Raw genomic sequence first — 23,688 nt, 5'->3', positions numbered from 1 at the left:
GGCGTGGAACGGCAAAGGGGAGCCCGACAGGGTGGCGGAGGCCTTCGAAAGCGGCGACTTCAAGCCTGGCGCACGGGCCAAGGCCCGTTGCGACCTGATGGGCGCGGAGCCCTACAGCGAGGCCGACGGCATGCTGGTGCGCCGTTTTCTCACCTCCGCCCATGACGAAGCGCTGAAGACCCTGGCCTTCTGGATGGAGCAGGCCGGCATGACCGCCCGCCGCGACCCCGCCGGCAACCTGGTCGGCCGCTACGAGGGCGAGGCGCCGGGAGCCCCGGCCCTGCTGATCGGCTCGCACATCGACAGCGTGCGCAACGGCGGGCGCTATGACGGCGCCCTGGGCGTGATGCTGGGGATCGACGTGGTCGAGGCGCTGGCCCGGGCCGGCCGCCGCCTGCCGTTCGCGGTCGAGGTGATCGCGTTCGGCGACGAGGAGGGCTCGCGCTTTCCCGCCTCGATGACCTGCAGCCGCGCCGTGGCCGGAACCGTCAGCCCCAGCGTGATGGAGATGACCGACAGCGACGGGGTGAGCCTGGCCGAGGCCTTCGCGACGTTCGGCCTGGACCCGACCCGCCTGGAGGAAGCCGCCCGCAAGCCCGGCGAGATCTTCGCCTTCCTCGAGGCCCATATCGAACAGGGCCCGGTGCTGGAGGCCGAGGGCCTGGCCCTGGGCGTGGTCACCGCCATCGCCGCCCAGAAGCGGCTGATGGTGCGGTTCACCGGCGTGGCCGGCCACGCCGGTACGACTCCGATGGCCCTGCGCAAGGACCCCGGCCCCGCCGCCGCCGAGGCGATGCTGGCGCTGGAGCGGATCTGTTCGGGTGGGAAAGACGGCCTGGTCGGCACCGTCGGCCGGATCACCGCCTTGCCCGGGGCCTTCAACGTCATCCCCGGCGCGGTCGAATATTCGATGGACGTCCGGGCCGAGGTCGCCACGACCCGCGACGCGGCCGTGGCCGCGGTCACCGCGGAGATCGAGGCCATCGCCGCGCGGCGCGGCCTGGAGGTGTCGGTCACCTTGATGCAAGACCTGGCCGCCAGCCCCTGCGATCCGGGCCTGACCGCCCTGCTGGAAGACGCCGTCGCCGCCACCGGCCAGACGCCGCGCCGCCTGCCCAGCGGGGCCGGCCACGACGCCATGGTCATCGCCGACCTCTGCCCCACCGCCATGCTGTTCATCCGCTGCGAGGGCGGCGTCAGCCACAACCCGCGCGAGGCCGTGACCGAAGCCGACTGCGCCGTGGCGGCGGAGACGATGCTGGGGTTCGTGGAGCGGCTTTCTGAACAATTTTCCCTGTCATCCCGGACGAGCGCGCAGCGCGAAGATCCGGGACCGACGCGTGAACTCGGCGCTTCCGGCGGTCCCAGGTCTGCGCTTCGCTCCGCCCGGGATGACAAGCTTTGAGCAACAAGATGACCACCACCTTCGGCGAACTCGACCATCCCCCCCGCCTGTTGATGGGTCCCGGTCCGATCAACGTGCATCCGCGCGTGCTGCGGGCCATGTCGGTGCAGCTGCTGGGCCAGTTCGACCCGGAGTTCACCGGCTACATGAACGAGACCATGACGCTGTACCGCCAGGTGTTCCAGACGCAGAACCGCTGGACCTTCCTGATCGACGGCACCTCGCGCGCCGCTATCGAGGCGGCGCTGGTGTCGGTGCTGGCGCCGGGCGACGAGGTGGTGGTCGTCAACGCCGGGCGTTTCGGCCTGCTGCTGTCGGAAATCGCCCAGCGCTGCGACGCCCGGGTCACCACGGTCGAGGGCGAATGGGGAACGGTTGTCGATCCGCAGGCGGTGGAGGACGCGGTCAGGCGCGTGCGCCCGCGGCTGGTGGCCTGCGTGCACGGCGACACTTCCACGACCATGGCCCAGCCGATCGAGGCGATCGGCGAGATCTGCCGGCGCTACGACGCCCTGCTGTATGTCGACGCCACCGCCACGATCGGCGGCATGAGCGTGCCGGTCGACGCCTGGCGGGCCGACATCGTCACCGGCGGGCTGCAGAAGTGCCTGGGGGGCCCGTCCGGCTCGGGGCCGATCACGATCTCCGACCGCGCCGCCGAGCACATCACCGGCCGCAAGCACGTCGAGGCCGGCATCGCCACGGCCGGGGCGGTCGCTGGAAACGGCCGCCGTATCGCCTCCAACTATTTCGACCTGGCGATGATCATGGACTACTGGTCCGACAAGCGCCTGAACCACCACACCGAGGCCGCCTCGATGCTGTACGCGGCCCGCGAATGCGCCCGGGTGGTGCTGGAGGAAGGGCTGGAGGCCCGCTTCGCCCGCCATGCCCAGGCCGGGGCGGCGGTGGTCGCCGGGGTCGAGGCGATGGGGCTCCAGGTCTATGGCGACAAGGCCCACAAGATGACCAACGTCACCGCCGTGCTCGCGCCGGCCGGCGTCGACTACGACCGGGTGAAGGCCCGCATGCGCACCGAGTTCGAGATCGAGATCGGCGCCGCCTTCGGCCCGTTGGCCGGCAAGGTCTGGCGGATCGGGGCCATGGGCGTCAACGCCCGCAAGCACGCGGTGCTCCAGACCCTGGCGGCGCTGGAGGCGGTGCTGCGGTGGGAGGGCTTCGGGGCGCCGGCCGGGGCTGGCGTGGACGCGGCGCTGGGGGTGTTTTCGTGAACGCCCCGCCACTCCCCCCTCCGGCCCTCCGGGCCACCTCCCCCAGGGGGGGAGGATCTAGAAAGATGCTCCCCCCCTGGGGGAGCTGTCGCGGAGCGACTGAGGGGGCTTGCGGCGCATGACCTACCCTCGCGACCTCATCGGCTACGGCGAGCATCCGCCCCAAGCCCAGTGGCCGAACGGCGCCCGCATCGCCGTGCAGTTCGTGCTCAACTACGAGGAAGGCGCCGAGCGCAGCGTGCTGCATGGCGACCCGCAGGCCGAGCACTTCCTGTCGGAGATGGTTGGCGCCCAGCCGATCCCCGACATGCGGCACATGTCGATGGAGAGCCTGTACGAATACGGCTCACGGGCCGGTTTCTGGCGCATCCGTCGGCTGTTCGACGATTTTGGCCTGCCGCTGACCGTCTTCGGCGTGGCCCAGGCCATGGCGCGCCATCCCGACGCCGTCGAGGCGATGCTAAAGTCCGGCTGGGAGATCGCCACCCACGGCTATCGCTGGATCGACTACCAGCACTTCCCCGAGGCGCTGGAACGCGAGCACATCGCCCAGGCCATCGAGATCCACCAGGCCCTGACCGGCGAGCGGCCGCTGGGCTGGTACCAGGGCCGCACCAGCCCCAACACCGCCCGCCTCGTGGCCGAGGAAGGCGGCTTCGTCTACGACGCCGACAGCTACGCCGACGACCTGCCCTATTGGGACGACCAGCACGGCCGGCCGCAGCTGATCGTGCCCTACACCTTGGACGCCAACGACATGCGCTTCGCCGCGCCCCAGGGCTTCAACAGCGGCGATCAGTTCTTCGCCTATCTGCGCGACGCCTTCGACGCCCTCTATCTGGAAGGCGAGACCGCGCCGAAGATGATGAGCGTCGGCCTGCACTGCCGGATCGTCGGCAAGCCCGGCCGGATCATGGCCCTGCGCCGCTTCCTCGAACACGTCGTCGCCCACGACAAGGTCTGGGTGGCCAGGCGCATCGACATCGCGCGGCGCTGGATCGCCGCCCATCCTTATAAGGAGAGCGCCCGATGAGCGCCCCGCCCCTGACCCTGGCCGACCTGAACCGGATGAATCGCACCGGCTTCGCCACCACGCTCGGCTTCGCCTTCGAGCTGTCGCCATGGGTGGTGGAACGGGCCTATGACGCCGCGCCGTTCGACAGCGTCGAGGGCCTGCACGCCGCGATGACGGCCGTGCTGGACGCCGCTCCCGAAGCCGACAAGCTGTCGCTGATCCGCGCCCACCCGGAACTGGCCGGCAAGGCGGCGATCGCCAAGACCCTGACCGCCGAGAGCAACGCCGAACAGGCCAGCGCCGGCTTGGACCGGCTGACGCCGGAGGAGTTCGAGCGCTTCCACGCCCTGAACGCCGCCTATCGCGAACGTTTCGGCTTTCCATTCATCATCGCCGTGCGGCTGAACGACAAGACCGCGATCCTGGCCGCCATGCAGGCGCGCCTGGAGAACGACAAGGCCGCCGAGATCGCCGAGGCGATCCGCCAGATCGGCCTGATCTCGAAACTTCGCCTGCAAGACGCGGTGACCGGCTGAGATGGACTACGACGTCACCACCTGGCTGAACCTGGGGCTCCGCTGGCTGCACGTGGTCGCCGGCGTCGCCTGGATCGGCGCCTCGTTCTACTTCGTCTGGCTGGACAACAACCTGCGCCCGCCCGTTCCGGAGAAGGACGGCGTGAAGGGCGAGCTGTGGGCCGTGCACGGCGGCGGCTTCTACCATTCGCAGAAGTACATGACGGCCCCGGCCCACATGCCCGACCACCTGCACTGGTTCAAATGGGAGGCCTACACCACCTGGCTGTCGGGCTTCGCCCTGCTGGTCGTGCTCTACTATGTCGGCGCGCCGGTCTATCTGATCGACGCCTCCAAGCACGCCTTCAGCCAGGCCGGCGCCATCGCCACGGGCCTGGCCTTCATCTTCGGCGGCCTGCTGGTCTATGAGGGCCTGTGCCGCTCGCCGCTGGGCCAGCGCCCGCGCCTGTTCGGCGTGGTCTGGTTCCTGGCCCTGACCGGAGCGGCGTGGGCCCTGACCCGGCTGTTCAGCGACCGCGGGGCCTTCATCCATGTCGGCGCGATCATCGGCACGTGCATGGTCGGCAACGTGTTCCTGGTCATTATCCCCAACCAGCGCAAGATCGTCGCCGACATGCTGGCCGGCCGCCCCGTCGACCCGCGCCTGGGCGCGATGGGCAAGCAGCGCTCGGTCCACAACACCCACATGACCCTGCCGGTCATCTTCATCATGATCAGCAACCACTATCCGGCGGTGACGGGCCATCCCCTGGCCTGGCTGCTGCTGGCCCTGATCAGCGCGGCCGGAGTGTCGATCCGCTACTTCTTCATCCTGCGCCACCACGGGATCATCAAGCCGGGCTTCATCTTCGCCGGCGTGATGCTGCTTTTCTTCGTCAGCGTGATCGCCAGCCACAAGCCCAAGGCGGCCCAGGTCGCGACCGACGTGCCCTTCCCGGTCGCCCAGGCCATCGTCGAGAAGCACTGCGTGATGTGCCACTCGGCCGCGCCGACCCACAAGGGCTTCACCGCCCCGCCCAACGGCGCGGCCTTCGACACCCCAGCAGGCATGGCGCGCTATGCGGGCAAGATCCGCGAGCGCGCGGTCGATTCGACCAGCATGCCGCTCGGAAACGAGACTCACATTACCGATCAGGAACGCGCCCAGCTGGGCGCCTGGATCAAGGCGGGAGCGAAGACGCAGTGACCACCGTGGTAGAGACGCCATCGGCCGAACCGACCGACGACGCCGCTCCGGCGCCCCGCAAGCGCAATGCCGAGCGGACGCGCAAGGCGATCCTGACCGCGGCCCTGCGGGAGTTCTCCCAGGCGGGCTACGCCGGCGCGCGGATCGAGAAGATCGTCAAGGCCGCCAAGTGCAACATCCGCATGCTCTACCACTACTTCGGCGACAAGAAGGGCCTGTACCTGGCGGTGCTGGAAGCCGCCTACGAGGACCTGCGCGGCCGCGAGGCCGAGCTGGAGATCGATTTCGACCGGCCGCTGGAAGGCTTTCTCGCGCTGCAGCGCTTCACCTCCGACTATTTCGAGAAGAACCCGCGCATCGACGGCCTGCTGCGCAACGAGAACCTGCTGCAGGGCAAGTTCGTCTCCCAGTCGCGCAAGGTCACCGAGACCGCCTTTCCGCTGCGCCGGACCATCGAACGGCTGATCGAGAGCGGCCAGAAGCAGGGAATCTTCCGCGACAACCTGGACTGGGCCCAGATCTACGTGACCATCGCGGCCATGAGCCGGTTCCACCTGGCCAACGGCTATTCGCTGTCGGTGACCCTGGACACCGACATGAGCAAGCCGGAATGGCGGCGGGCGCGGCTGGCGCACGCGCTGGAGCTGCTGGAGGGGTATCTGACGGCGAGGCGCTGAATCCGGCGCATCGGGCATGGCTAGGATGCTCGACTCATGCTCGACAAGGTTGAACTGACGGCTGACGCGATATCCGGTCGAGGTCCACAGGTCGTCAGTCTAGTTGGGGGATCCATGACCATCTCATCGCGCGCCCTGGCGGCGACCGCCGCGCTCCTGTCCCTGGCGCTGGTCGCGCCCGCCCAGGCCAGCACCTCGTCGGGCGTCCACGTCACGAACGTCGCTCCGAACAACGCCGGCGCACTGGTGTTCTATGTCGACGCCCCGCGCACCGGCCTTCCCGCCTGCGCGGCTGGTGGCAGCGCCCTGGCCTGGACGGTCAACACCAACACCGTCGCCGGCCAGGTCCTGGCCTCGGCGCTCTTCACGGCCCTGTCGACCGGGATGCTGGTCGATATCGGCGGCACGGGCGCCTGCGACGTGTACCCGAACGCGGAGTCGGCCGGCTACATCGCCGTGCGCAAGCCTTAGAGCGAACCGACATTCAAGATCGTGCGAGGTCCTGGTCCTTCGACGAGCTCAGGATGAGGACCACGTTACAGGCCCGGCCACCCGAAAACCTCATCCTGAGCTTGTCGAAGGACGAGGTTTTCGGCCCCCGCAGTTGAAGGTCGATCCGACCTAAAACAACACCTCCTTCTCCAGCATCCCGTGTACGCCCTTCTCGCCGTTGACCGTCTGGGTCACGCGGAAATCCACGGCCAGCGAGCAGAACTGGTAGGCCTGCACGCGCGTCAGCGAGGACCGCGACACGATCAGGTCGATCATGCCGCGCAGGGCCTGCTTCATCGCCAGGTCCAGGTCCTCGTTGAAGCCGAACGTCAGATGGTGGGTCGGGCTCTGCGCGCTCGGCCAGGTCCGGACGCCGACCTCGGCGGCCTTGTGCAGCACGAAGGTGAAGGTCCCGGTCAGGCCCATCTCCAGGGCGTTGACGCAGACCTCGCCGTCGCCCTGCCGACCGTGGCCGTCGCCGGCCGAGAAGTTGGCGCCGGGAACCCAGACCGGGAGGAACAGGGTCGAGCCGGCGACCAGCTCCTTGCAGTCCATGTTGCCGCCGTGCTCGCGCGGCTCGCGGCTGGACAGGCGGCCGTAGCGGGGCGGCGGGGCCACGCCGGTGGTGCCGAAGAACGGCCGCAGCGGCAGGGTCGGCCCCCAGGCCGGCTTGCAGGTTCCCGCCTTGGCGTCGACGGCGATGTGGCTGACATAGCGTTCCGGGAACTCATCCGGCAGGGTCCCGGCCAGCGGCCGGACGGCGCAGTAGCCCCACGTATTGTTCGGCTCGATCGCCTCGATCCGCACCTCCAGGGTGTCGCCCGGCTCTGCGCCCTCGATGGCCACCGGACCGGTCAGGATGTGCGGGCCGATCCGCTCCAGCCCGGCGTCGTGGATCGCCTGCAAGGCGGGCGGGATGGCCAGGCCGGACTCCGGGGCCGGCATGACCTCGGGACCGCCCGACACGCAGTCGATCACCACCGTATCGCCCGGCGCGATCGTCAGCACCGGATCGAAGGCCGCGTCGAAGATCCCGAAGCGCACGGTGTTCGGGGTCGAGGCCAGGTAATGCCGCATGAAGTAAGCCCTCTATTACCAGAACTCAGTTGGCGCGCGCCGGGCATGTCGCCCTAGCCTCGACCGCCGCCCGGCGGGGCCGAGCGCCCCTGGCGCCCATCCGGCGGGCAGCCTGGCGCCCGCCATGGCGCGGACGTGGGCGTCTGCGTGTTCCAGGCCCGATGCCGCTGGCGACGACCGCCCATCCTCGCTATGAATATTTTTCTTACTTGTGGAGCTTGTCCCGCATGGCGACCGATCCGGCGCTCGCAGCGTTCCTGGCCCTCGACGACGCGGCGGTCGGCGCCTATGCCGACGCCCGGGCCGAGGCGCTGGGCCTGGCCCTGCCGCCGGAGACCCGCGCCGGCGTGATCGACAACCTGGCCCTGCTGCGCCGCCAGGCCGCGACCTTCACCGCCGGCCTGGACGACTCCAAGCCGATCGAGGCGTTCGAGCCATGAGCGCCCCAGGCCCCGCTCACGACTTCCGCTCGGCCCAGGCCGTCGCCGCCGACGTCCGCGAAGGCCGGACCACCGCCCGCGAAGAGGTCGAGGCCTCCCTGGCCCGCGCGGCGGCCGATCCGTTCAACGCCTACACCGCCGTCTTCGCGGAACGCGCCAAGGCCCAGGCCGAAGCGATCGACGCCGACCTGGCCGCCGGCCGTCCTGTCGGGCCGCTGGCCGGCGTCCCGTTCGCGGTCAAGAACCTGTTCGACGTCGAGGGCCAGACCACGATCGCCGGCTCGAGGATCCGCCGCGACGCAGCCCCCGCCGCCCGCGACGCCACGGCCGTCCAGCGCCTGACCGCCGCCGGGGCGGTCCTGGTCGGGGCGCTGAACATGGACGAGTTCGCCTACGGCTTCGTCACCGAGAACGCCCACGACGGCCCGACCCGCAACCCGCACGACCCGGCCCGCATCGCCGGCGGCTCGTCCGGCGGCTCGGCGGCGGCCGTGGCCGGCGGCCTGGTCCCCTTGACCCTGGGCTCGGACACCAACGGCTCGATCCGCATCCCCGCCAGCTTGTGCGGCGTGTTCGGGCTGAAGCCCACCCTGGGCCGCCTGTCGCGCCAGGGCGCCTTTCCGTTCGTCGAGAGCCTGGATCATGTGGGGCCGTTCGCCCGCTCGGTCGTCGACCTGGCCCTCGCCTACGACCTGATGCAGGGCCCCGATCCCTTGGATCCGCTCTGCCGTCGGCCCGCCGAACCAGCCGCCCCTCGCCTGCAAGCCATCGTCGACGCGCCCCTTCGCGTCGGCGTGCTGGGCGGCTGGTTCGCGCAGGGCGCCTTTCCCGAGGTGCTCGAGGCGCTGGAGATCGTCGCCGACGCCCTGCAGGCCCGGCGCGGGGTCGAACTGCCCGGCGCCGAGCAGGCCCGCGCCGCCGCCTTCTGCCTGACCCCCGTCGAGGCCGCCCACCTGCACCTGCCCGACCTGAAGGTCCGGCCGCTGGACTACGACCCCGCCGTCCGCGACCGCCTGCTGGCCGGGGCGCTGACGCCCGACGCCGTCGCCGAGGCCGCGCGGCGCTATCGCCCGGTGTTCCGCGACGCCGTGCGCCGGGTGTTCGAGGATTTCGACGTGCTGCTGGCCCCGGCCTCAGTCTGCCCGGCCCCGGGCGTCGGCCAGGCGACCATGGAGATGGACGGCCAACAGGTCTCGGTGCGCAAGAACCTGGGCGCCTACACCCAGCCGATCAGCTATGTCGGCCTGCCGGTCGTGGCCGCACCGGTGAACCGACCGGGCAAGTTGCCGATCGGCGTGCAGATCATCGCCCCGGCCTGGCGCGAAGACCTGGCCCTGGCCGCCGCCCTGCGGCTGGAACGGGCCGGCGTCGTCGCCGCCCATCGTCCGCCCCTCGCGGCCCATGGGGAGCTCAAATGATGATCGTCAACGAACCCGAGATCCTGGCCGAAGTGACCGCCGCCGTCGACGCCTACGAGACGGCGCTGATGACCAACGACGTCGAGGCCCTGGACGGTTTCTTCCGCGATGCGCCGGAAACCGTGCGCTACGGGGTGGCCGAGAACCTCTACGGCTTCGAGGCGATCGCGGCCTTTCGAATCGGCCGCTCGGGCGGCTCGCCGCAGCGATCGCGCCTGAGGACGGAAATCACCACGTTTGGGCGAGATTTCGCGATCGCCAACGTCGAATTCGTGCGCGAGGGGGCAAAACGCACCGGCCGCCAAAGCCAGGCTTGGATCCGCACCGAAACGGGCTGGAAAATCGTCTCGGCGCACGTTTCGCTTCTCCAGGACGGCGTCGATCAACGCCTTGCCCCGTAAGCGTCGGATCGTCCGCTCGATGACCGCAAGTAATAAATCTATGACTTATGGTCTGCTTTTGGGCAGCCCTGTCGCGGCGTGGTCAATTAGTAACATCCAGGACAAAAACTTCACCGAATGGCGTCCGGGACGTCATCAAACCTTTGGATTCGCCTCCGTCATTGTGCATTGCAACCTTCAAGCGTCGGGCCGCCGGCGCATGAAGGGGATACTTCAATGACCACCGCCACCACGCTGCGCAGCCGCCTCCACCGCGGCGCCGCCCTCACCGCCCTGGTTCTGGCCGTCGGCGCCGCCGCGCCCGCCTTCGCCCAGGAGACGGGCTCCGTCACCCTGGACGACGTGATCGTCACCGCCCAGAAGCGCTCGGAAAACATCCAGGAAGTGCCGGTCTCGGTCGCCACCATGGGCGGCGAGAAGCTGGACGCCCTGTTCGCCGGCGGCGAGGACGTGCTGGCCCTGTCGAGCCGCGTGCCCGGCCTGTTCGTCGAAAGCTCGAACGGCCGCGCCGCCCCGCGCTTCTACATCCGCGGCCTGGGCAACACCGACTTCGATCTGGCCGCCTCGCAGCCGGTTTCGGTGATCATGGACGACGTGGTCATGGAGAACGTCGTGCTGAAGAGCACGCCGATCTTCGACGTCGATCAGGTGGAAGTGCTGCGTGGCCCGCAGGGCACGCTGTTCGGCCGCAACACCACCGCCGGCATCGTCAAGTTCGACAGCGTCAAGCCGAGCCAGACCTTCAAGGCCAACGGCACGGTGACCTACGGCACCTACGGCTCGTGGACGGCCGAAGGCGGCGTCGGCGGCCCGCTGATCGAAGGCAAGCTGGCCGGCCGCATCGCCGTCCTGGGCCAGCACCGCGACAACTACATCGACAACGCCTTCACCCATGTGAAGGACGCGATGGGCGGCTATGACGAATACGCCATCCGCGGCCAGCTGCTGTGGACCCCGACCGAGAACCTCAGCGTCCTGCTGAACGCCCACAACCGCACCCTGGACGGCACGGCCGCGATCTTCCGCGCCAACATCCTCACCAAGGGCAGCAACAAGATCAACGGCAACTTCGACCGCGATTCCGTCTTCTACAACGGCGGGGCCAACAACCCGCAGAAGTACGACGGCAACGGGGAGTCGATTAAGGTCGACTACGACTTCGGCGGCGTGACCCTGACCTCGATCAGCGCCTACGAGACCACCAACGGCTACAGCCGCGGCGACATCGACGGCGGCGTGGCCGGCGTCGGCCCGGGCTTCATCCCGTTCGATTCCGACACCCGGGACGGCATCGACGACCTGGACCAATACACCCAGGAAGTGCGCCTGGCCTCGGACACCGAAGGTCCGTTCAGCTGGCAGTTCGGCGGCTACTACTTCAAGTCCGACTTCCTGGTGACCACCGACGCCGGCTTCAACAAAGCGACGCTGAACCACAAGAACACCGCCTGGGCCGGCTTCGGCCAGGTAGCCTACCAGGTCACCCCGGCCCTGAAGATCACCGGCGGCGCCCGCTACACCGACGACAAGAAGACCATGACCGTCGTCGGCTCGACCGCGCCGGAGGTGTCGGTGTCGGACAGCAAGGTCTCTTGGGACCTGTCGGCGTTCTATGACGTGACCGACGACTTCAGCCTGTACGCCCGCGCCGCCCACGGCTTCCGCGGCCCGACCATCCAGGGCCGCGACATCGTGTTCTTCAGCCCCGCCTCGGTGGCGAAGTCGGAGACCATCCAGTCGTACGAAGTCGGCTTCAAGAGCGAACTGCTGGATCGCCGCCTGCGCTTCAACGGCGCGGCCTTCACCTACGAGGAAAAGGACCCGCAGTTCAGCGCCATCGGCGGCGCCGGCAACAACACCCTGCTGATCAACGCCGACAAGGGCCAGGCCTACGGCGTCGAGTTCGACGGCGAGTTCAAGGTCACCGAGAACCTGCTGCTGACCGCCGGCTACAGCTACAACCACACCAAGATCAAGGACAAGGATCTGGCCGTGGCGGTCTGCGCCCAGTGCACGGTCACCGATCCGCTGAACGCCAAGGGCCAAGCCCTGGTCGACGGCAACCCGTTCCCGAACGCGCCGAAGTACGTGCTGAACTTCACGGCCCGCTACAGCTATCCGATCGGCGACGGCGAACTGTTCGCCTACACCGACTGGTTCAAGCAGGGCTACACCAACATCTTCCTCTACCAGAGCAAGGAGTTCTATTCGAAGGGCGCCTTCGAAGGCGGCCTGAAGCTCGGCTACGCCAAGCGTGACGGCGCCTACGAGATCGCCGCGTTCGCCCGCAACATCACCAACGAGGTGAACCTGCGCGGCGGCATCGACTTCAACAACCTGACCGGTTTCGTCAACGAACCTCGGATCGTCGGCATTTCGATCAGCGCCAAGCGGTAATCCGAAAGACCCCGCCCGGCCCCGCCGGGCGGACGCGAAGGATTGCCATCGTCCCGCCATGCTCCCGGTTCGCGCCGGGAGCATGGTTCGTTTCGGGGGGTCTCCCCCCTCGCTCCACGATGAGATAAGTCCTTCGGATGACGACCTCCAAAATCATCTTCGACACCGATCCCGGCATCGACGACGCCATGGCGCTGCTGTTCATCGAGGCCAGTCCGGCGCTCGACCTGCTGGCGGTGACCACCGTGTTCGGCAACGCCGACATCGACACCACTACCCGCAACGCCCTCTACCTGAAGGACCGCTTTGGCCTGAAGGCCCCGGTCTTCAAGGGAACCGACAAGCCCCTGACCCGGCCGCGCAATCCCTCGCCGACCTTCGTGCACGGCGAGAACGGCCTGGGCGACGTCGAGCTGACCGGCCTCAAGCCCGCCCAACCCGAGGCCAAGCCGGCCTATCAGGCGATCATCGACCTGGCGCGCGAGAACCCCGGCGAGATCACCCTGATCGCGGTCGGCCCGCTGACCAACCTGGCCCTGGCCCTGCAGGCCGATCCGCAGGTCGCCGACCTGCTGAAGGCCGTGGTGATCATGGGCGGCGCGTTCGGCGTGGCCGGCAAGCCCGGCAACGTCACCCCCGTGGCCGAGGCCAATATCTGGAACGACCCGGAAGCCGCCGACCTGGTGTTCACCGCCCCCTGGCCCGTCACCGCCGTCAGCCTGGACGTCACGACCCAGGTGGTGATGACCCCGGCCTACATGGACGGCCTGGAAGCCGGCGCCGGTCCGGCCGGCGCGTTCCTCAACGCCATCTCCAAGCCCTATGCCGCGTTCTACGGCGGCCGCGACGGCATCGTCGGCTGCTGCGTGCACGACGCCGCGGCCGTGGCGTTCGTGATCGATCCGTCGCTGTTCGAGGTGCGCCGCGGCTCGATCCGGGTGATCACCGACGGCATCGCTCTGGGCCAGACCTGCCAGAAGGTCGAGGGCGAGCTGTTCGGCCCGTCGGCCTGGGACGATCAGCCGATCCAGGCGATCACCGTCGGCGTGAAGGCCGAGGGGCTGCTGAAGCTGTATGCGGAGACGATGGGGGCGTAGGCGGCTCACGCCCTTGCCCCCTACGGATCGCTTCGCGATCGTCTTCCCCCATAGGGGGGAAGAGCCTTGAGGCTCCGCCCCCTATGGGGGCGGACAGACCGCAAAGCGGTCAGGTGGGGGCAAGTTGGTGAGCCCCTACCGCCGCCACCGCTCCACCCCGGCCACAAACGTCCGCTCGACCACCCGGTCATCCCCCAGCACCGTCAGCGCGAACAGCCGGTCCTCCAGGCTCCTGGCCGCCGGCATTCGCCGGGCCAGCAGCGGCGTGGCCGCCAGGTCCAGCACCAGGAAGTCGGCGATCTTGCCGCGCTCCAGGCTGCCGATCTCGTCCTCCAGCCCCAGGGCCCGCGCCCCGCCCAGCGTCGCCAGGTACAGGGCGTGGAACGGGTCCAGCGCCTCGCCGCGCAGCTGGCCCACCTTGTAGGCCTCGCCCAGGGTGTGGAGGATCGAGAAGGTCGTCCCCGCCCCGACGTCAGTGCCGATCCCCACCTTCACCCCGTGGGCGCAGGCGGTCTCCAGCGGGAACAGGCCCGAGCCCAGGAACAGGTTCGAGGTCGGGCAGAAGGCGACGGCCGCCCCTGCCTGGGCCAGCCGCTGGAACGCCTCGCCCTGGAGATGAACGCAGTGGGCGAACACCGAACGCTTCCCGACCAGGCCGAAGCGGTCGTAGACGTCGAGATAGTCCCGGGCCTCCGGGAACAGTTTCGCGGTGTCGACGATCTCGCGGATGTTCTCCGACAGGTGGGTTTGCATCCACACCGTCGGATGCTCGGCCAGCACCTCGCCGGCCATGGCCAGTTGCTCGTCGCTGCAGCTGATCGCGAAGCGCGGGGTCACCGCGTAGCCCAGCCGGCCCTTGCCGTGCCAGTCGGCGATCAGGCTCAGCATGTCGGCCCGGCTGCCCTCGACCGTGTCGGTCAGGCCGGGCGGGGCGTTGCGGTCCATCAGCGACTTGCCGGCGATCAGCCGCATGTCGCGCTTCAGGGCCGCGGCGAACAGCGCCTCGACCGAGCCCTTGTGCACCGAGCCGAACACCAGGGCGCTGGTCGTGCCGTTGCGCAGCAGCTCCTCGATGAAGAACTCGGCGGTCTCCTCCGCATGGCCCTTGTCGGCGAAGGCCGCCTCGGCCGGGAAGGTGTGGCGCTCCAGCCAGTCCAGCAGCTGCTCGCCGTGGGCGGCGATGATGTCGACCTGCGGGAAGTGGATGTGGGTGTCGACGAAGCCGGGGACGATCAGCTTGCCGCTCAGGTCCTCCACCGGCGCGCCGCCCAGCTCGTCGGCCAGCTTGGCGTAGTCGCCGCAGGCCACCACGCGGCCGTCCTCGACCAGCAGCAGGCCGTCTTCGTGGAAGGCGTGCGCCTCGCCATCGGTGATGCTCGGGTCGGCCTCCAGGTGGAGGATCGACGCCCTATAGGCTTGCAAGCTGGAGATCCTTCGTCCGTTCGTGGCGGGCGGCCTCGAGCCGCATCAGCAGGTCGGCGGCCACCGAGACGGCGATCACCTCGGGGGCCTTGTTCTTCAGGCGCGGCAGGCCGATCGGGCAGGTCACGCGGGCCACGGCGCCATCGCCGAAGCCGTCCTTGCGCAGCCGGCTCAGGAACCGCGCCTTCTTGGTGTCCGACCCGATCAGCCCCAGATAGCCGAACGCCCCGCCGGCCAGGGCGGCCGAGGTCAGGGCGTAGTCCAGACTATGGTCGTGAGTCATGACAAGGATATAGGCGTCGGCTCCCGCCCCCATGGCGGCGGCGGCCAGCTCGGCGGGCGCGCCCACCGTGACGCCGGGGATCTCGGCCGTCTCGGGACGGGTGTCGTACCAGAAGAGGCGGAAGGGCAGCGGCTCCAGGACCCGGGCCACGGCCTGGCCCACATGGCCCGCCCCGAACAGCAGCACCGGCGGGCGCGGCAGGTCCTGCGGCTCGACCAGCACGTCGCCCAGGGTCGGCCGCGCGCCGCGGGCCGTCGCCGGCTCGCCCGCCAGGGTGATCGCCGCGCCGTCCGGGCTGGAGGCCGCGACCGGGGCGATGGTCTTGGTCAGGGCGCCGGGATTGAAGCGGGTGCGGACCTCGAACGGCTGGTCGGCGTCCAGGCGGCGCGCCGCGTCGGTCAGCCAGTCGACCGCGGTCCTGTCGAGACGCTCGATCAGCAGCCGCACCCGGCCGCCGCAGCACTGGGCCAGCAGCGGGCCCAGCGGATAGTCCTGCAGCGCGAAGTGAACCTCCGTCAGCAGCATCCGCCGCGCCTGGTCGGCGACCTGATGCTCCAGGTTTCCGCCGCCGATGGTGCCGGCCTGGCCCTCGGCCCAGACCACCATCTTGGTCCCGGCGTCGCGCGGGGCCGAACCCTCGACGGCCAGGATGGTGACCAGGGCGACGGGTTGGTCTTCGGCCAAGCGCGCCAGGGATTGGCGAGCCCAGTTCATGCCCCTCTCCCATGGGAAAGGGTGGCGGCGCGTTCCCTAACCAAGGCCCGCCCTCCGCTTCACGTCCTCGACCGCCATCAGGATGCGCTCCGGCGTCGCCGGCGCGTCCAGGTTGGGGAACACCTTGTGGCCGGCGACGGACGCCACGGCGCGGTTCACGGCCGACAGCACCGACAGGGCCAGCATCAACGGCGGCTCGCCCACGGCCTTGGAGCGGTGCACGGTCTCCTCGACATTGCGGCCCGGCTCCCACAGCGCGATGTTCATCACCGCCGGCCGGTCGCCGCAGGTCGGGATCTTGTAGGTCGAGGGGGCGTGGGTCAGCAGGCGGCCGTCGGCCCCGAACACCAGCTCCTCGGTGGTCAGCCAGCCCATGCCTTGGACGAAGCCGCCCTCGATCTGGCCCAGGTCGATGGCCGGATTAATCGAGCGGCCGGCGTCGTGCAGAATGTCGGCCCGCACGACCTTCATCTCGCCGGTCAGGGTGTCGATCAGCACCTCGCTGCAGGCCGCGCCATAGGCGAAATAGTAGAACGGCCGACCCGTATGGGTGGCGCGGTCGTAGTGGATCTTGGGCGTGGCGTAGAAGCCGGTCGACGACAGCGACACCCGGGCCAGGTGGGCCTGGCGGCACAGCGCCTCGAACGGGACCAGCTCGGCCCCGGCCCGCAGGCCTTCCGGCGTGAATTCGACGTCGCTTTCCGCGCACCCCCATTTCTTCGCCGCGAACGCGACCAGCCGCGCCTTGATGGCGTTGGCCGCGTTCAGGGCCGCCATGCCGTTCAGGTCCGTGCCCGATGAGGCGGCCGTGGCCGAGGTGTTGGGCACCTTGTCGGTGACCGTCGAGGTCACCTTGATCCGGTCGACGCCGACCTTGAAGGCCTCGGCGACGATCTGGGCGACCTTGACGAACAGCCCCTGCCCCATCTCGGTCCCGCCATGGTTCAGCAGGATCGAGCCGTCGGCATAGAGGTGGAGCAGGGCGCCCGCCTGGTTCAGGTGGGTGGTGGTGAACGAGATGCCGAACTTCACCGGCGTCAGGGCCAGGCCCTTCTTCAGCACCGGGCTTCTAGCGTTGTAGGCGTCGATCTGGCGCTGGCGGGCCTCATAGTCGCAGGACGCCGCGAGTTCGGCCAGCAGCTGCGGCGCGACATTGTCCTCGACCGTCTGATGATAGGGCGTCAGGTTACGCCCCTCGCCGCCATAGAGATTGCGGCGGCGCACCTCCAGCGGGTCCAGGCCCGTGGCCTGGGCGACGGCGTCCATCACCCGCTCGATCGCCGCCATGCCCTGCGGCCCGCCGAAGCCCCGGAACGCGGTGTTCGACACCGTATGGGTCTTGAACCGGTGCGAGACGATCTCGACGGCCGGCAGGAAGTAGCAGTTGTCGGCGTGGAACATCGCCCGGTCGTTGATGGCCATCGACAGGTCGGTGGTCGAACCGCAGCGCGAGGCCAGCTCCAGCGCCAGGCCTGTCAAGCGGCCCTCGTCGTCGAAGCCGACGTCGTAGGCGACCTCGAAGTCATGCCGCTTGCCGGTCATGATCATGTCCTCGTCGCGGTCGGGGCGGGCCTTGGCCGGCCGGCCGGTCCTGACCGCCACCAGGGCCGCGGCGGCCGCGAACAGCGAGGCCTGGGTCTCCTTGCCGCCGAACCCGCCGCCCATGCGGCGCACCTCGACCGTCACCGCGGTGTGCGGCACGTCCAGCACGCGGGCGATCAGGTGCTGGACCTCGCTGGGATGCTGGGTCGACGACCAGACGTGGACGTCGCCGCCCTCGCCCGGCGTGGCCAGGGCGACCTGGCCCTCGAGATAGAAGTGGTCCTGGCCGCCGATGGCTAGGGTCCCTTGCAGCCGCCGGGGCGAGGCGGCCAGGGCGGCGGCCGCGTCGCCACGCGCCATGCGCTGGCTGGCCTCCATCTTCAGGTCGGCCTCGCGGGCCTGGGCGATGGTGATCGCGGCCGGCAGGTCCTCATAGACGACCACGGCCTTGGCCGCGGCGGCGCGGGCGGCGGCGATCGAGGTGGCGGCCACGGCGAACAGGCTCTGGCCGACGCAGATCACCTCGCCGTCGGCGAACAGCCTGTCGTCGTGGATCACCGGGCTGACGTCGTTCTCGCCGGGGATGTCCTTGGCCGTCAGCACCGCCGCCACGCCGGGCGAGGCGCGCACGGCCGACAGGTCCATCGAGACGATCCGCGCGTGCGCCCGCTCGCTCATGCCCAGATGGACATGCAGCATGCCCGGCGGCTCGGGGATGTCGTCGACATAGATCGCCGCGCCGCTGACGTGGCGCAGGGCGCTGTCGTGCGGCAGCGCGGCGTGGACGCCCTGGAAGACGACCGGTTCGACCAGCTTGGCGCCGGAGTCAGGCATTGGCCGCCTCCGGCGCTTGGGGAGCCGCCTCCGGTACGCGGGTCTCCAGATCCGGCCGAGCCGACTCGATGAACACCTTGCGCAGCATGTTGCCCGCTGTCAGGGCGCGATAGGCGGCCGAGGCGCGGGCGTCGCTCAGCGGCGTGAAGTCGCTGGCCAGGGCCTCGACGGCGGCGAGGATCGTGGTGCGGTTCCAGAGCCGGCCGACCAGGGCGGCCTCGCAGGCGATCGCCCGCTTGGGCGTGCCGGCCATGCCGCCATAGGCGATGCGGGCATGGGTCACGACCTCGTTCTCGATCCGGATATTGAACGCCCCGCACACCGCCGAGATGTCCTGGTCGAAGCGCTTGGACAGCTTGAAGACCTTGAACATCGCGCCGTCCAGGTCGGTCGGCGCCCGCACCGCCTCGACGAACTCGCCGGGCGCGCGGTCCTGCTTTCCATAGGCGACGAAGAAATCCTCCAGCGGGATCGTCCGCCGGACCTCGCCCTGGCGCAGCACCAGCTGGGCGCCCAGGGCGATCAGGGCCGGCGGCATGTCGCCGATCGGCGAGCCGTTGGCGATGTTGCCGCCGATCGTGCCGCTGTTACGCACCTGGGTCGAACCCAGCCGCCGCATCATCGCGCCCAGGTCGGGATAGAGCTCGCCCAGCATCTCCAGGGCGTCGACATAGCGCACCCCCGCCCCGATCCGCAGCCAGCCGTCCTCGCGGGTGACGGTCTTCAGCGCGTCGACCCGGCCGATGTCGATCAAGGTCTCGAGCGGCTTGCGCAGCTTGGTGACCCACAGGCCTATGTCGGTCGCCCCGGCCACGACGACGGCGTCCGGATGCGCCGCGTAGGTGGCGGCCAGCTCGTCCACGCTGAGCGGCGCGAACCAGCGGCGGGTCACCCCGGCGATCGGATCGGCGTAGTCGAGGCTGAGCGCCTCGTCGCGCCGCAACCCGGCCAGCTTGTCGGCCACGTCCGGCGCGGCCTCGGGAGCGATCGCCCGCGCCGCCGCGATGATCGCGCCATAGCCGGTGCAGCGGCACAGGTTGCCCGCCAGCACCTCGTCGACCGGCGCGTCCGTCCCCTTGGCCGCCACGGCCCGGCCGTACAGCGACATGACGATGCCCGGCGTGCAGAAGCCGCACTGCGAGCCGTGATGCTCGACCAACGCCGCCTGCACCGGATGCGGCGCGTCTTTTGCCAGGCCTTCGACGGTGATCACCGCCTTGCCGTCCAGCATCGGCACGAACTGGATGCAGCTGTTCACCGCCCGCCAGGCCGCGCCGCCCTGCTCGTCCAGCTCGCCGACCAGCACGGTGCACGAGCCGCAGTCGCCCTCGGCGCAGCCTTCCTTGGTTCCGGTGCGCCGCAGGTCGCCGCGCAGGTGCTCCAGCAGCGTGCGGGTCGGGTCGACGCCTCGGGCCTCGACCACCTCGCCGTTCAGCAGGAAGCGCACGGTCCTGGCCATCAGCTGCCTCGATAGGTGGAATAGCCGAACGGCGAGACCAGCAGCGGCACGTGATGATGCTGGGCCGGATCGGCCACCGCGAAGTCGATCACCACCACGTCCAGGAACGGCGGGTCGCTGACGACCGCGCCCGACGCCTTGAAATAGTCGCCCACGGCGAACTCCAGCCGATAGCCGCCGGTCGCCAGGTCCCGCCCCTCGACCAGCCGCGCCCGGCCGTCGGCGTCGGTGCGGGTCTGTCCCAGCGGCACGACCGCCTCGCCACGCCGGCTGGAGACCCGCACGGCGACGCCGGCCGCCGGACGCCCGGCGGCGGTGTCGAGGATATGGGTCGTCAAGCCGCTCATCCGTTTCCAATCCTTGGCGCGGCCTCGCCACGCATAGTCTAAACCCTTGCTCCCGAAACGGAGCATCTTCCTGCGATGCTGGAACCGCCGCCTCGGCAAGTCCAGCCGCCAGGCCCGCCCGGCGCGACCTGAGCCCAAACCGCCTTCCGCGACGGCGGCGGCGCCCGCCGAATGAGCGCATATAAGTCTTTTATTACTTATCCAGCCACCCGCGATCGCCCGCCCGACGCCCCGAACCGCAAAAAACGCGCGCCGACGCTGCGTAAGGTTGGAAAAGCCGCGCCAACACCGGTAGCTAGGCCCTGACGGATCGCGACACTGGGCGCCCTGGGGCCCGACACCAGACGATCCGCGCCGCTCTTACCTTGCGCAGCCACCGAGGAACGACCGATGGACGAGGATTTCCGTAAAGCCGCCCTGGACTATCACCGTCTGCCGCGGCCCGGAAAGCTGGCGATCGAAGCCACCAAGCGCATGGCCACCCAGCGCGACCTCGGCCTGGCCTATTCCCCCGGCGTCGCCGCCCCCTGCGAGGCCATCGCCTCCGATCCCGACACCGCCCGCGACTACACCGCCCGCGGCAACCTGGTGGCCGTGATCTCCAACGGCACCGCCGTGCTGGGCCTGGGCAATATCGGGCCCCTGGCCTCCAAGCCGGTGATGGAGGGCAAGGCGGTCCTGTTCAAGAAGTTCGCCGGCATCGACGTCTTCGACCTCGAGGTCGACGCCGAGGATCCCGACCGCTTCATCGAGGTGGTCGCGGCCCTGGAGCCCACCTTCGGCGGCATCAATCTGGAAGACATCAAGGCCCCGGAATGCTTCGTCATCGAGCGCAAGCTGCGCGAGCGGATGAACATCCCGGTCTTCCACGACGACCAGCACGGCACCGCCATCGTCTGCGCCGCCGCCGTCCGCAACGCCCTGGTCGTCCAGGGCAAGACCCTCAAGGACGTCAAGCTGGTGACCTCGGGCGCCGGCGCGGCCGCCCTGGCCTGCGTCGACCTGCTGGTGTCGATGGGCCTGCCGGTCGAGAACGTCACCCTGACCGACATCAAGGGCGTCGTCCACGCCGGCCGCGAACCCGACATGCCCGAGAACATGGCCCGCTACGCCCGGCCGACCGACGCCCGGTCCCTGCCTGACGTGCTGCCCGGCGCCGACATCTTCCTGGGCCTGTCCGCGCCGCGCGTGTTCAAGGCCGAATGGCTGCCGCTGCTGGCCCCCAATCCGCTGATCCTGGCCATGGCCAATCCCGAGCCGGAGATCCTGCCCGAGATCGTCGCCGCCCAGCGTCCCGACGCCATCATGGCCACCGGCCGCAGCGACTATCCCAACCAGGTCAACAACGTCCTGTGCTTCCCGTTCATCTTCCGCGGCGCCCTGGACGTCGGCGCCTCGGAGATCAACGAGGCCATGAAGGTGGCGGCCGTCGAGGCCATCGCCGAACTGGCCCGGGCCGAGGCCTCCGAAGTGGTGGCCAGCGCCTATGGCGGCGTCGCCCCGATGTTCGGCGGCCAGTACATCATCCCCAAGCCGTTCGATCCGCGCCTGATCCTGCAGATCGCCCCGGCCGTGGCCCGGGCGGCCATGGACAGCGGCGTCGCCACCCGGCCGATCGCCGACTTCGACGCCTATCGCGCCGAGCTGGAGCTGTTCGTCTATCGCTCCGGCCAGCTGATGCGACCGGTGTTCGAGCGGGCCCGCAAGGCCACCAAGGCCGCCGCCGAGACGGGCGGCGTCCGCGTCGCCTATGCCGAGGGCGACGACGAACGCGTGCTGCGCGCCGTCCAGACCGTGGTCGACGAAGGTCTCTGCAAGCCGGTGCTGATCGGCAAGCGCGAGACGATCGTCGGCAAGGCGACCGAGATGGGCCTGCGCCTGGACTTCGACAACCGCGTCGAGATCCTCGATCCCTCCGCCGACAGGGCGCTGTTCGCCCCGCTGGTCGAGCGCTACCAGGGCCTGGTCAGCCGCCGGGGCGTGCCGCCCCTGGCCGCCGAGCGCCGGGTGACCAACCGCCGGACCGTCTCGGCCTCGATGCTGCTGCAGGCCGGCCATGTCGACGCCGCCCTGGTCGGCGGGGCCGGCGACTGGTGGCAGCACATGACCTATGTGCTGCCGATCATCCCCAAGCGCGAGAACGTCGGCCGGATCTACGCCCTGTCGGCCCTGATCATCGACAACGGCACGCTGTTCTTCTGCGACACCCACGTCAATGTCGACCCGACCGCCGAGCAGGTGGCCGAGATGACTCTGCTGGCCGCCGAATCCGTGCGCCGGTTCGGCCTGACGCCCAAGGCGGCGTTGCTGTCGCACTCCAGCTTCGGGGCCAGCAACTCGCCGACCGCCCGCAAGATGCGCGAGGCCCTGGCCCTGGTGCGCGAGCGCGCGCCCGAGCTGGAGGTCGACGGCGAGATGCACGCCGACGCCGCTCTCTCCCAGGCCCTGCGCGACCGCCTGGTGCACGACAGCGCCCTGAAGGGCTCGGCCAATCTCCTGGTCATGCCGACCCTGGACGCGGCCAACATCGCCCTGACCCTGCTCAGCGCCGCCACCGAAGGCCTGTTGGTCGGTCCGCTGCTGCTGGGCATGAGCCGGCCGCTGCACGTGCTGACGCCCAGCGTCACCGCGCGCGGCATCGCCAACATGACCGCCCTGGCGGTGAACCAGGCGGCCGCGGAACGCGAGCACCGGCTCGCTTAGAGCCGCGTTCCCGGCCTATCTTCCCGGGAGCACGGCACGAAAAAAGGCCCCGCAGAAGCCCTTCCGCCGTCTCAGCGACGGGGAAAGGCTCCAGCGAGGCCTGATTCGGGGACCGAAGATCCTGCCGGACGCTCCGCGTCCGGCAGGATTTCCGTATCCTTAGAGGATGCGCAGGTTGCCGGCCGAGGTCTTGCCCGAGCGGCGGTCCTGCTCCAGTTCGTAACCGACTTGCTGGCCTTCGTTCAGGCCGCGCAGGCCGGCGCGCTCGACGGCCGAGATGTGCACGAAGATATCGCCGCCGCCGTTGTCCGGCTGGATGAAGCCGAAGCCCTTGGTGCTGTTGAACCACTTGACCACGCCGGTGCCGGCTTCGCCCGTGCCGCCGCCGCCGTAGCCGCCGCCGCGCGGAGCGTCGTAGCCGCCGCCACGCGGGGCGCCGAAGTCGCGGGCCGGACGGCGGGGAGCCGACGGCGCCGCGCCCTGGCCAGTCACGCGCAGATTGCCGGCCGAGGTCTTGCCCGAGCGACGATCTTCTTCCAGTTCGTAGGAAACCTGGTCACCTTCGTTCAGGCCCGACAGGCCCGAACGTTCAACCGCGGCGATGTGGACGAACACGTCCTGGCCGCCGTCCTCGGGCTGAATGAAACCAAAGCCCTTGGCCGGGTTGAACCACTTAACGACACCGTTCGCCATCTTATCCTCAAAACCTCATTCAGCGGGCCAGTTGCCGACCCGCGTCCTTCCATCCTGCTCTCATGACGCAAATCCGAGGAACGCGCTACGGGGTTTGATGGCAGAATCTCAAGCCAAGGCCGGTCCGGGCGATAAATTTTCGCGTGACACGGGTCGACGGCGACCGAAACGTCGCTAGACGTGGCGCAAAAGCCACACTCCGAAGAGGCTCTAAGCTTAGCTATAGATCTTGGGTGCGGGGACAGGATTTGAACCTGTGACCTTCAGGTTATGAGCCTGACGAGCTACCGGGCTGCTCCACCCCGCGGCGAAGTGGGT

18 protein-coding genes, 1 tRNA gene and 3 pseudogenes are annotated in these 23,688 nt (G+C 69.5%); 13 read left to right on the top strand and 9 right to left on the bottom strand.

Annotated features, from left to right (window positions below; translation table 11 throughout):
* Positions 1 to 97: 97 nt before the first annotated feature.
* The 7 genes and pseudogenes from BM066_RS19020 to BM066_RS18990 all read left to right on the top strand — a co-directional run.
* Positions 98 to 1,282 (top strand): annotated as a pseudogene (locus BM066_RS19020) (allantoate amidohydrolase); the annotation flags it as partial.
* A gap of 12 nt (positions 1,283 to 1,294) precedes the next feature.
* Positions 1,295 to 2,637, top strand: a pseudogene (locus BM066_RS19015) (alanine--glyoxylate aminotransferase family protein).
* A gap of 118 nt (positions 2,638 to 2,755) precedes the next feature.
* On the top strand, positions 2,756 to 3,670 hold the full coding sequence (gene puuE, locus BM066_RS19010; RefSeq protein WP_089929921.1) for an allantoinase PuuE: 915 nt from the start codon (positions 2,756 to 2,758) through the stop codon (positions 3,668 to 3,670).
* Positions 3,667 to 4,188, top strand: coding sequence for a 2-oxo-4-hydroxy-4-carboxy-5-ureidoimidazoline decarboxylase (gene uraD / locus BM066_RS19005; protein WP_029669122.1), 522 nt, complete (start codon positions 3,667 to 3,669; stop codon positions 4,186 to 4,188). Before puuE ends, uraD begins: the two co-directional genes overlap by 4 nt.
* A gap of 1 nt (position 4,189) precedes the next feature.
* Positions 4,190 to 5,374, top strand: a complete 1,185-nt coding sequence (locus BM066_RS19000) for a urate hydroxylase PuuD (RefSeq protein ID WP_089929920.1) — start codon at positions 4,190 to 4,192, stop codon at positions 5,372 to 5,374.
* Positions 5,371 to 6,051 (top strand): TetR/AcrR family transcriptional regulator, encoded by a 681-nt coding sequence (locus tag BM066_RS18995; protein WP_029669120.1) that lies wholly within the window; start codon positions 5,371 to 5,373, stop codon positions 6,049 to 6,051. The genes BM066_RS19000 and BM066_RS18995 overlap by 4 nt, the downstream gene beginning before the upstream one ends.
* A 114-nt stretch (positions 6,052 to 6,165) precedes the next feature.
* Positions 6,166 to 6,522, top strand: coding sequence for a hypothetical protein (locus BM066_RS18990; protein WP_029669119.1), 357 nt, complete (start codon positions 6,166 to 6,168; stop codon positions 6,520 to 6,522).
* Positions 6,523 to 6,672: 150 nt separating this feature from the next.
* Here BM066_RS18990 and BM066_RS18985 read toward each other — a convergent pair whose 3' ends face one another.
* Positions 6,673 to 7,620, bottom strand: a complete 948-nt coding sequence (locus tag BM066_RS18985) for an acetamidase/formamidase family protein (RefSeq protein ID WP_029669117.1) — start codon at positions 7,618 to 7,620, stop codon at positions 6,673 to 6,675.
* Positions 7,621 to 7,847: 227 nt separating this feature from the next.
* On the opposite strand from BM066_RS18985, the gene BM066_RS18980 reads away from it, so the two are divergent.
* The 5 genes from BM066_RS18980 to BM066_RS18960 all read left to right on the top strand — a co-directional run bounded on the left by BM066_RS18980 (position 7,848) and on the right by BM066_RS18960 (position 13,373).
* Positions 7,848 to 8,060 (top strand): AtzG-like protein, encoded by a 213-nt coding sequence (locus BM066_RS18980; RefSeq protein WP_029669116.1) that lies wholly within the window; start codon positions 7,848 to 7,850, stop codon positions 8,058 to 8,060.
* A complete protein-coding gene (locus BM066_RS18975; RefSeq protein WP_089929918.1) occupies positions 8,057 to 9,478 on the top strand; it encodes an AtzE family amidohydrolase in 1,422 nt (473 codons plus the stop codon). Before BM066_RS18980 ends, BM066_RS18975 begins: the two co-directional genes overlap by 4 nt.
* A complete protein-coding gene (gene hpxZ, locus BM066_RS18970; protein WP_089929952.1) occupies positions 9,478 to 9,879 on the top strand; it encodes an oxalurate catabolism protein HpxZ in 402 nt (133 codons plus the stop codon). Before BM066_RS18975 ends, hpxZ begins: the two co-directional genes overlap by 1 nt.
* Before the next feature lie 216 nt (positions 9,880 to 10,095).
* Positions 10,096 to 12,276 (top strand): TonB-dependent receptor, encoded by a 2,181-nt coding sequence (locus BM066_RS18965; RefSeq protein WP_089929917.1) that lies wholly within the window; start codon positions 10,096 to 10,098, stop codon positions 12,274 to 12,276.
* 137 nt (positions 12,277 to 12,413) lie between these two features.
* Entirely contained in the window at positions 12,414 to 13,373 is a 960-nt protein-coding gene (locus BM066_RS18960; protein WP_029669108.1) for a nucleoside hydrolase, read from the top strand.
* A gap of 135 nt (positions 13,374 to 13,508) precedes the next feature.
* Here the strand turns inward: BM066_RS18960 and guaD are convergent, their stop codons facing one another.
* The 5 genes from guaD to uraH are packed head-to-tail and all read right to left on the bottom strand — an operon-like array spanning position 13,509 to position 19,974.
* Complete coding sequence (guaD, locus tag BM066_RS18955; protein ID WP_029669107.1) at positions 13,509 to 14,795, bottom strand: guanine deaminase; 1,287 nt, start codon at positions 14,793 to 14,795, stop codon at positions 13,509 to 13,511.
* Positions 14,782 to 15,792: a xanthine dehydrogenase accessory protein XdhC gene (gene xdhC / locus BM066_RS18950; RefSeq protein ID WP_029669106.1), complete on the bottom strand. Its 1,011-nt coding sequence runs from the start codon at positions 15,790 to 15,792 to the stop codon at positions 14,782 to 14,784. Before xdhC ends, guaD begins: the two co-directional genes overlap by 14 nt.
* 36 nt (positions 15,793 to 15,828) lie before the next feature.
* Complete coding sequence (xdhB, locus tag BM066_RS18945; RefSeq protein WP_089929916.1) at positions 15,829 to 18,168, bottom strand: xanthine dehydrogenase molybdopterin binding subunit; 2,340 nt, start codon at positions 18,166 to 18,168, stop codon at positions 15,829 to 15,831.
* Positions 18,161 to 19,627: a xanthine dehydrogenase small subunit gene (xdhA, locus tag BM066_RS18940; protein ID WP_018061404.1), complete on the bottom strand. Its 1,467-nt coding sequence runs from the start codon at positions 19,625 to 19,627 to the stop codon at positions 18,161 to 18,163. The genes xdhB and xdhA overlap by 8 nt, the downstream gene beginning before the upstream one ends.
* Positions 19,627 to 19,974: a hydroxyisourate hydrolase gene (gene uraH / locus BM066_RS18935; protein WP_018061403.1), complete on the bottom strand. Its 348-nt coding sequence runs from the start codon at positions 19,972 to 19,974 to the stop codon at positions 19,627 to 19,629. Before uraH ends, xdhA begins: the two co-directional genes overlap by 1 nt.
* 390 nt (positions 19,975 to 20,364) lie before the next feature.
* On the opposite strand from uraH, the gene BM066_RS18930 reads away from it, so the two are divergent.
* A complete protein-coding gene (locus tag BM066_RS18930) occupies positions 20,365 to 22,677 on the top strand; it encodes an NADP-dependent malic enzyme (RefSeq protein ID WP_018061402.1) in 2,313 nt (770 codons plus the stop codon).
* Positions 22,678 to 22,836: 159 nt separating this feature from the next.
* On the opposite strand, the gene BM066_RS27110 is transcribed toward BM066_RS18930, so the two are convergent.
* From BM066_RS27110 to BM066_RS18920, 3 genes and pseudogenes are all read right to left on the bottom strand, one after another.
* Positions 22,837 to 23,034 carry a cold-shock protein gene (locus BM066_RS27110; protein WP_026171987.1) on the bottom strand — a complete coding sequence of 66 codons (198 nt, stop codon included), beginning with the start codon at positions 23,032 to 23,034 and terminating at the stop codon, positions 22,837 to 22,839.
* A gap of 132 nt (positions 23,035 to 23,166) precedes the next feature.
* Positions 23,167 to 23,370 (bottom strand): annotated as a pseudogene (locus BM066_RS27105) (cold-shock protein); the annotation flags it as partial.
* 230 nt (positions 23,371 to 23,600) lie between these two features.
* Positions 23,601 to 23,677 (bottom strand) — tRNA-Met (locus tag BM066_RS18920).
* Between the last annotated feature and the right edge of the window lie 11 nt (positions 23,678 to 23,688).

The sequence above is a fragment of the Caulobacter sp. UNC279MFTsu5.1 genome (assembly GCF_900114015.1).
Taxonomy (GTDB): Bacteria; Pseudomonadota; Alphaproteobacteria; order Caulobacterales; family Caulobacteraceae; genus Caulobacter.
This window is presented reverse-complemented; position numbering and strand designations above follow the sequence as displayed.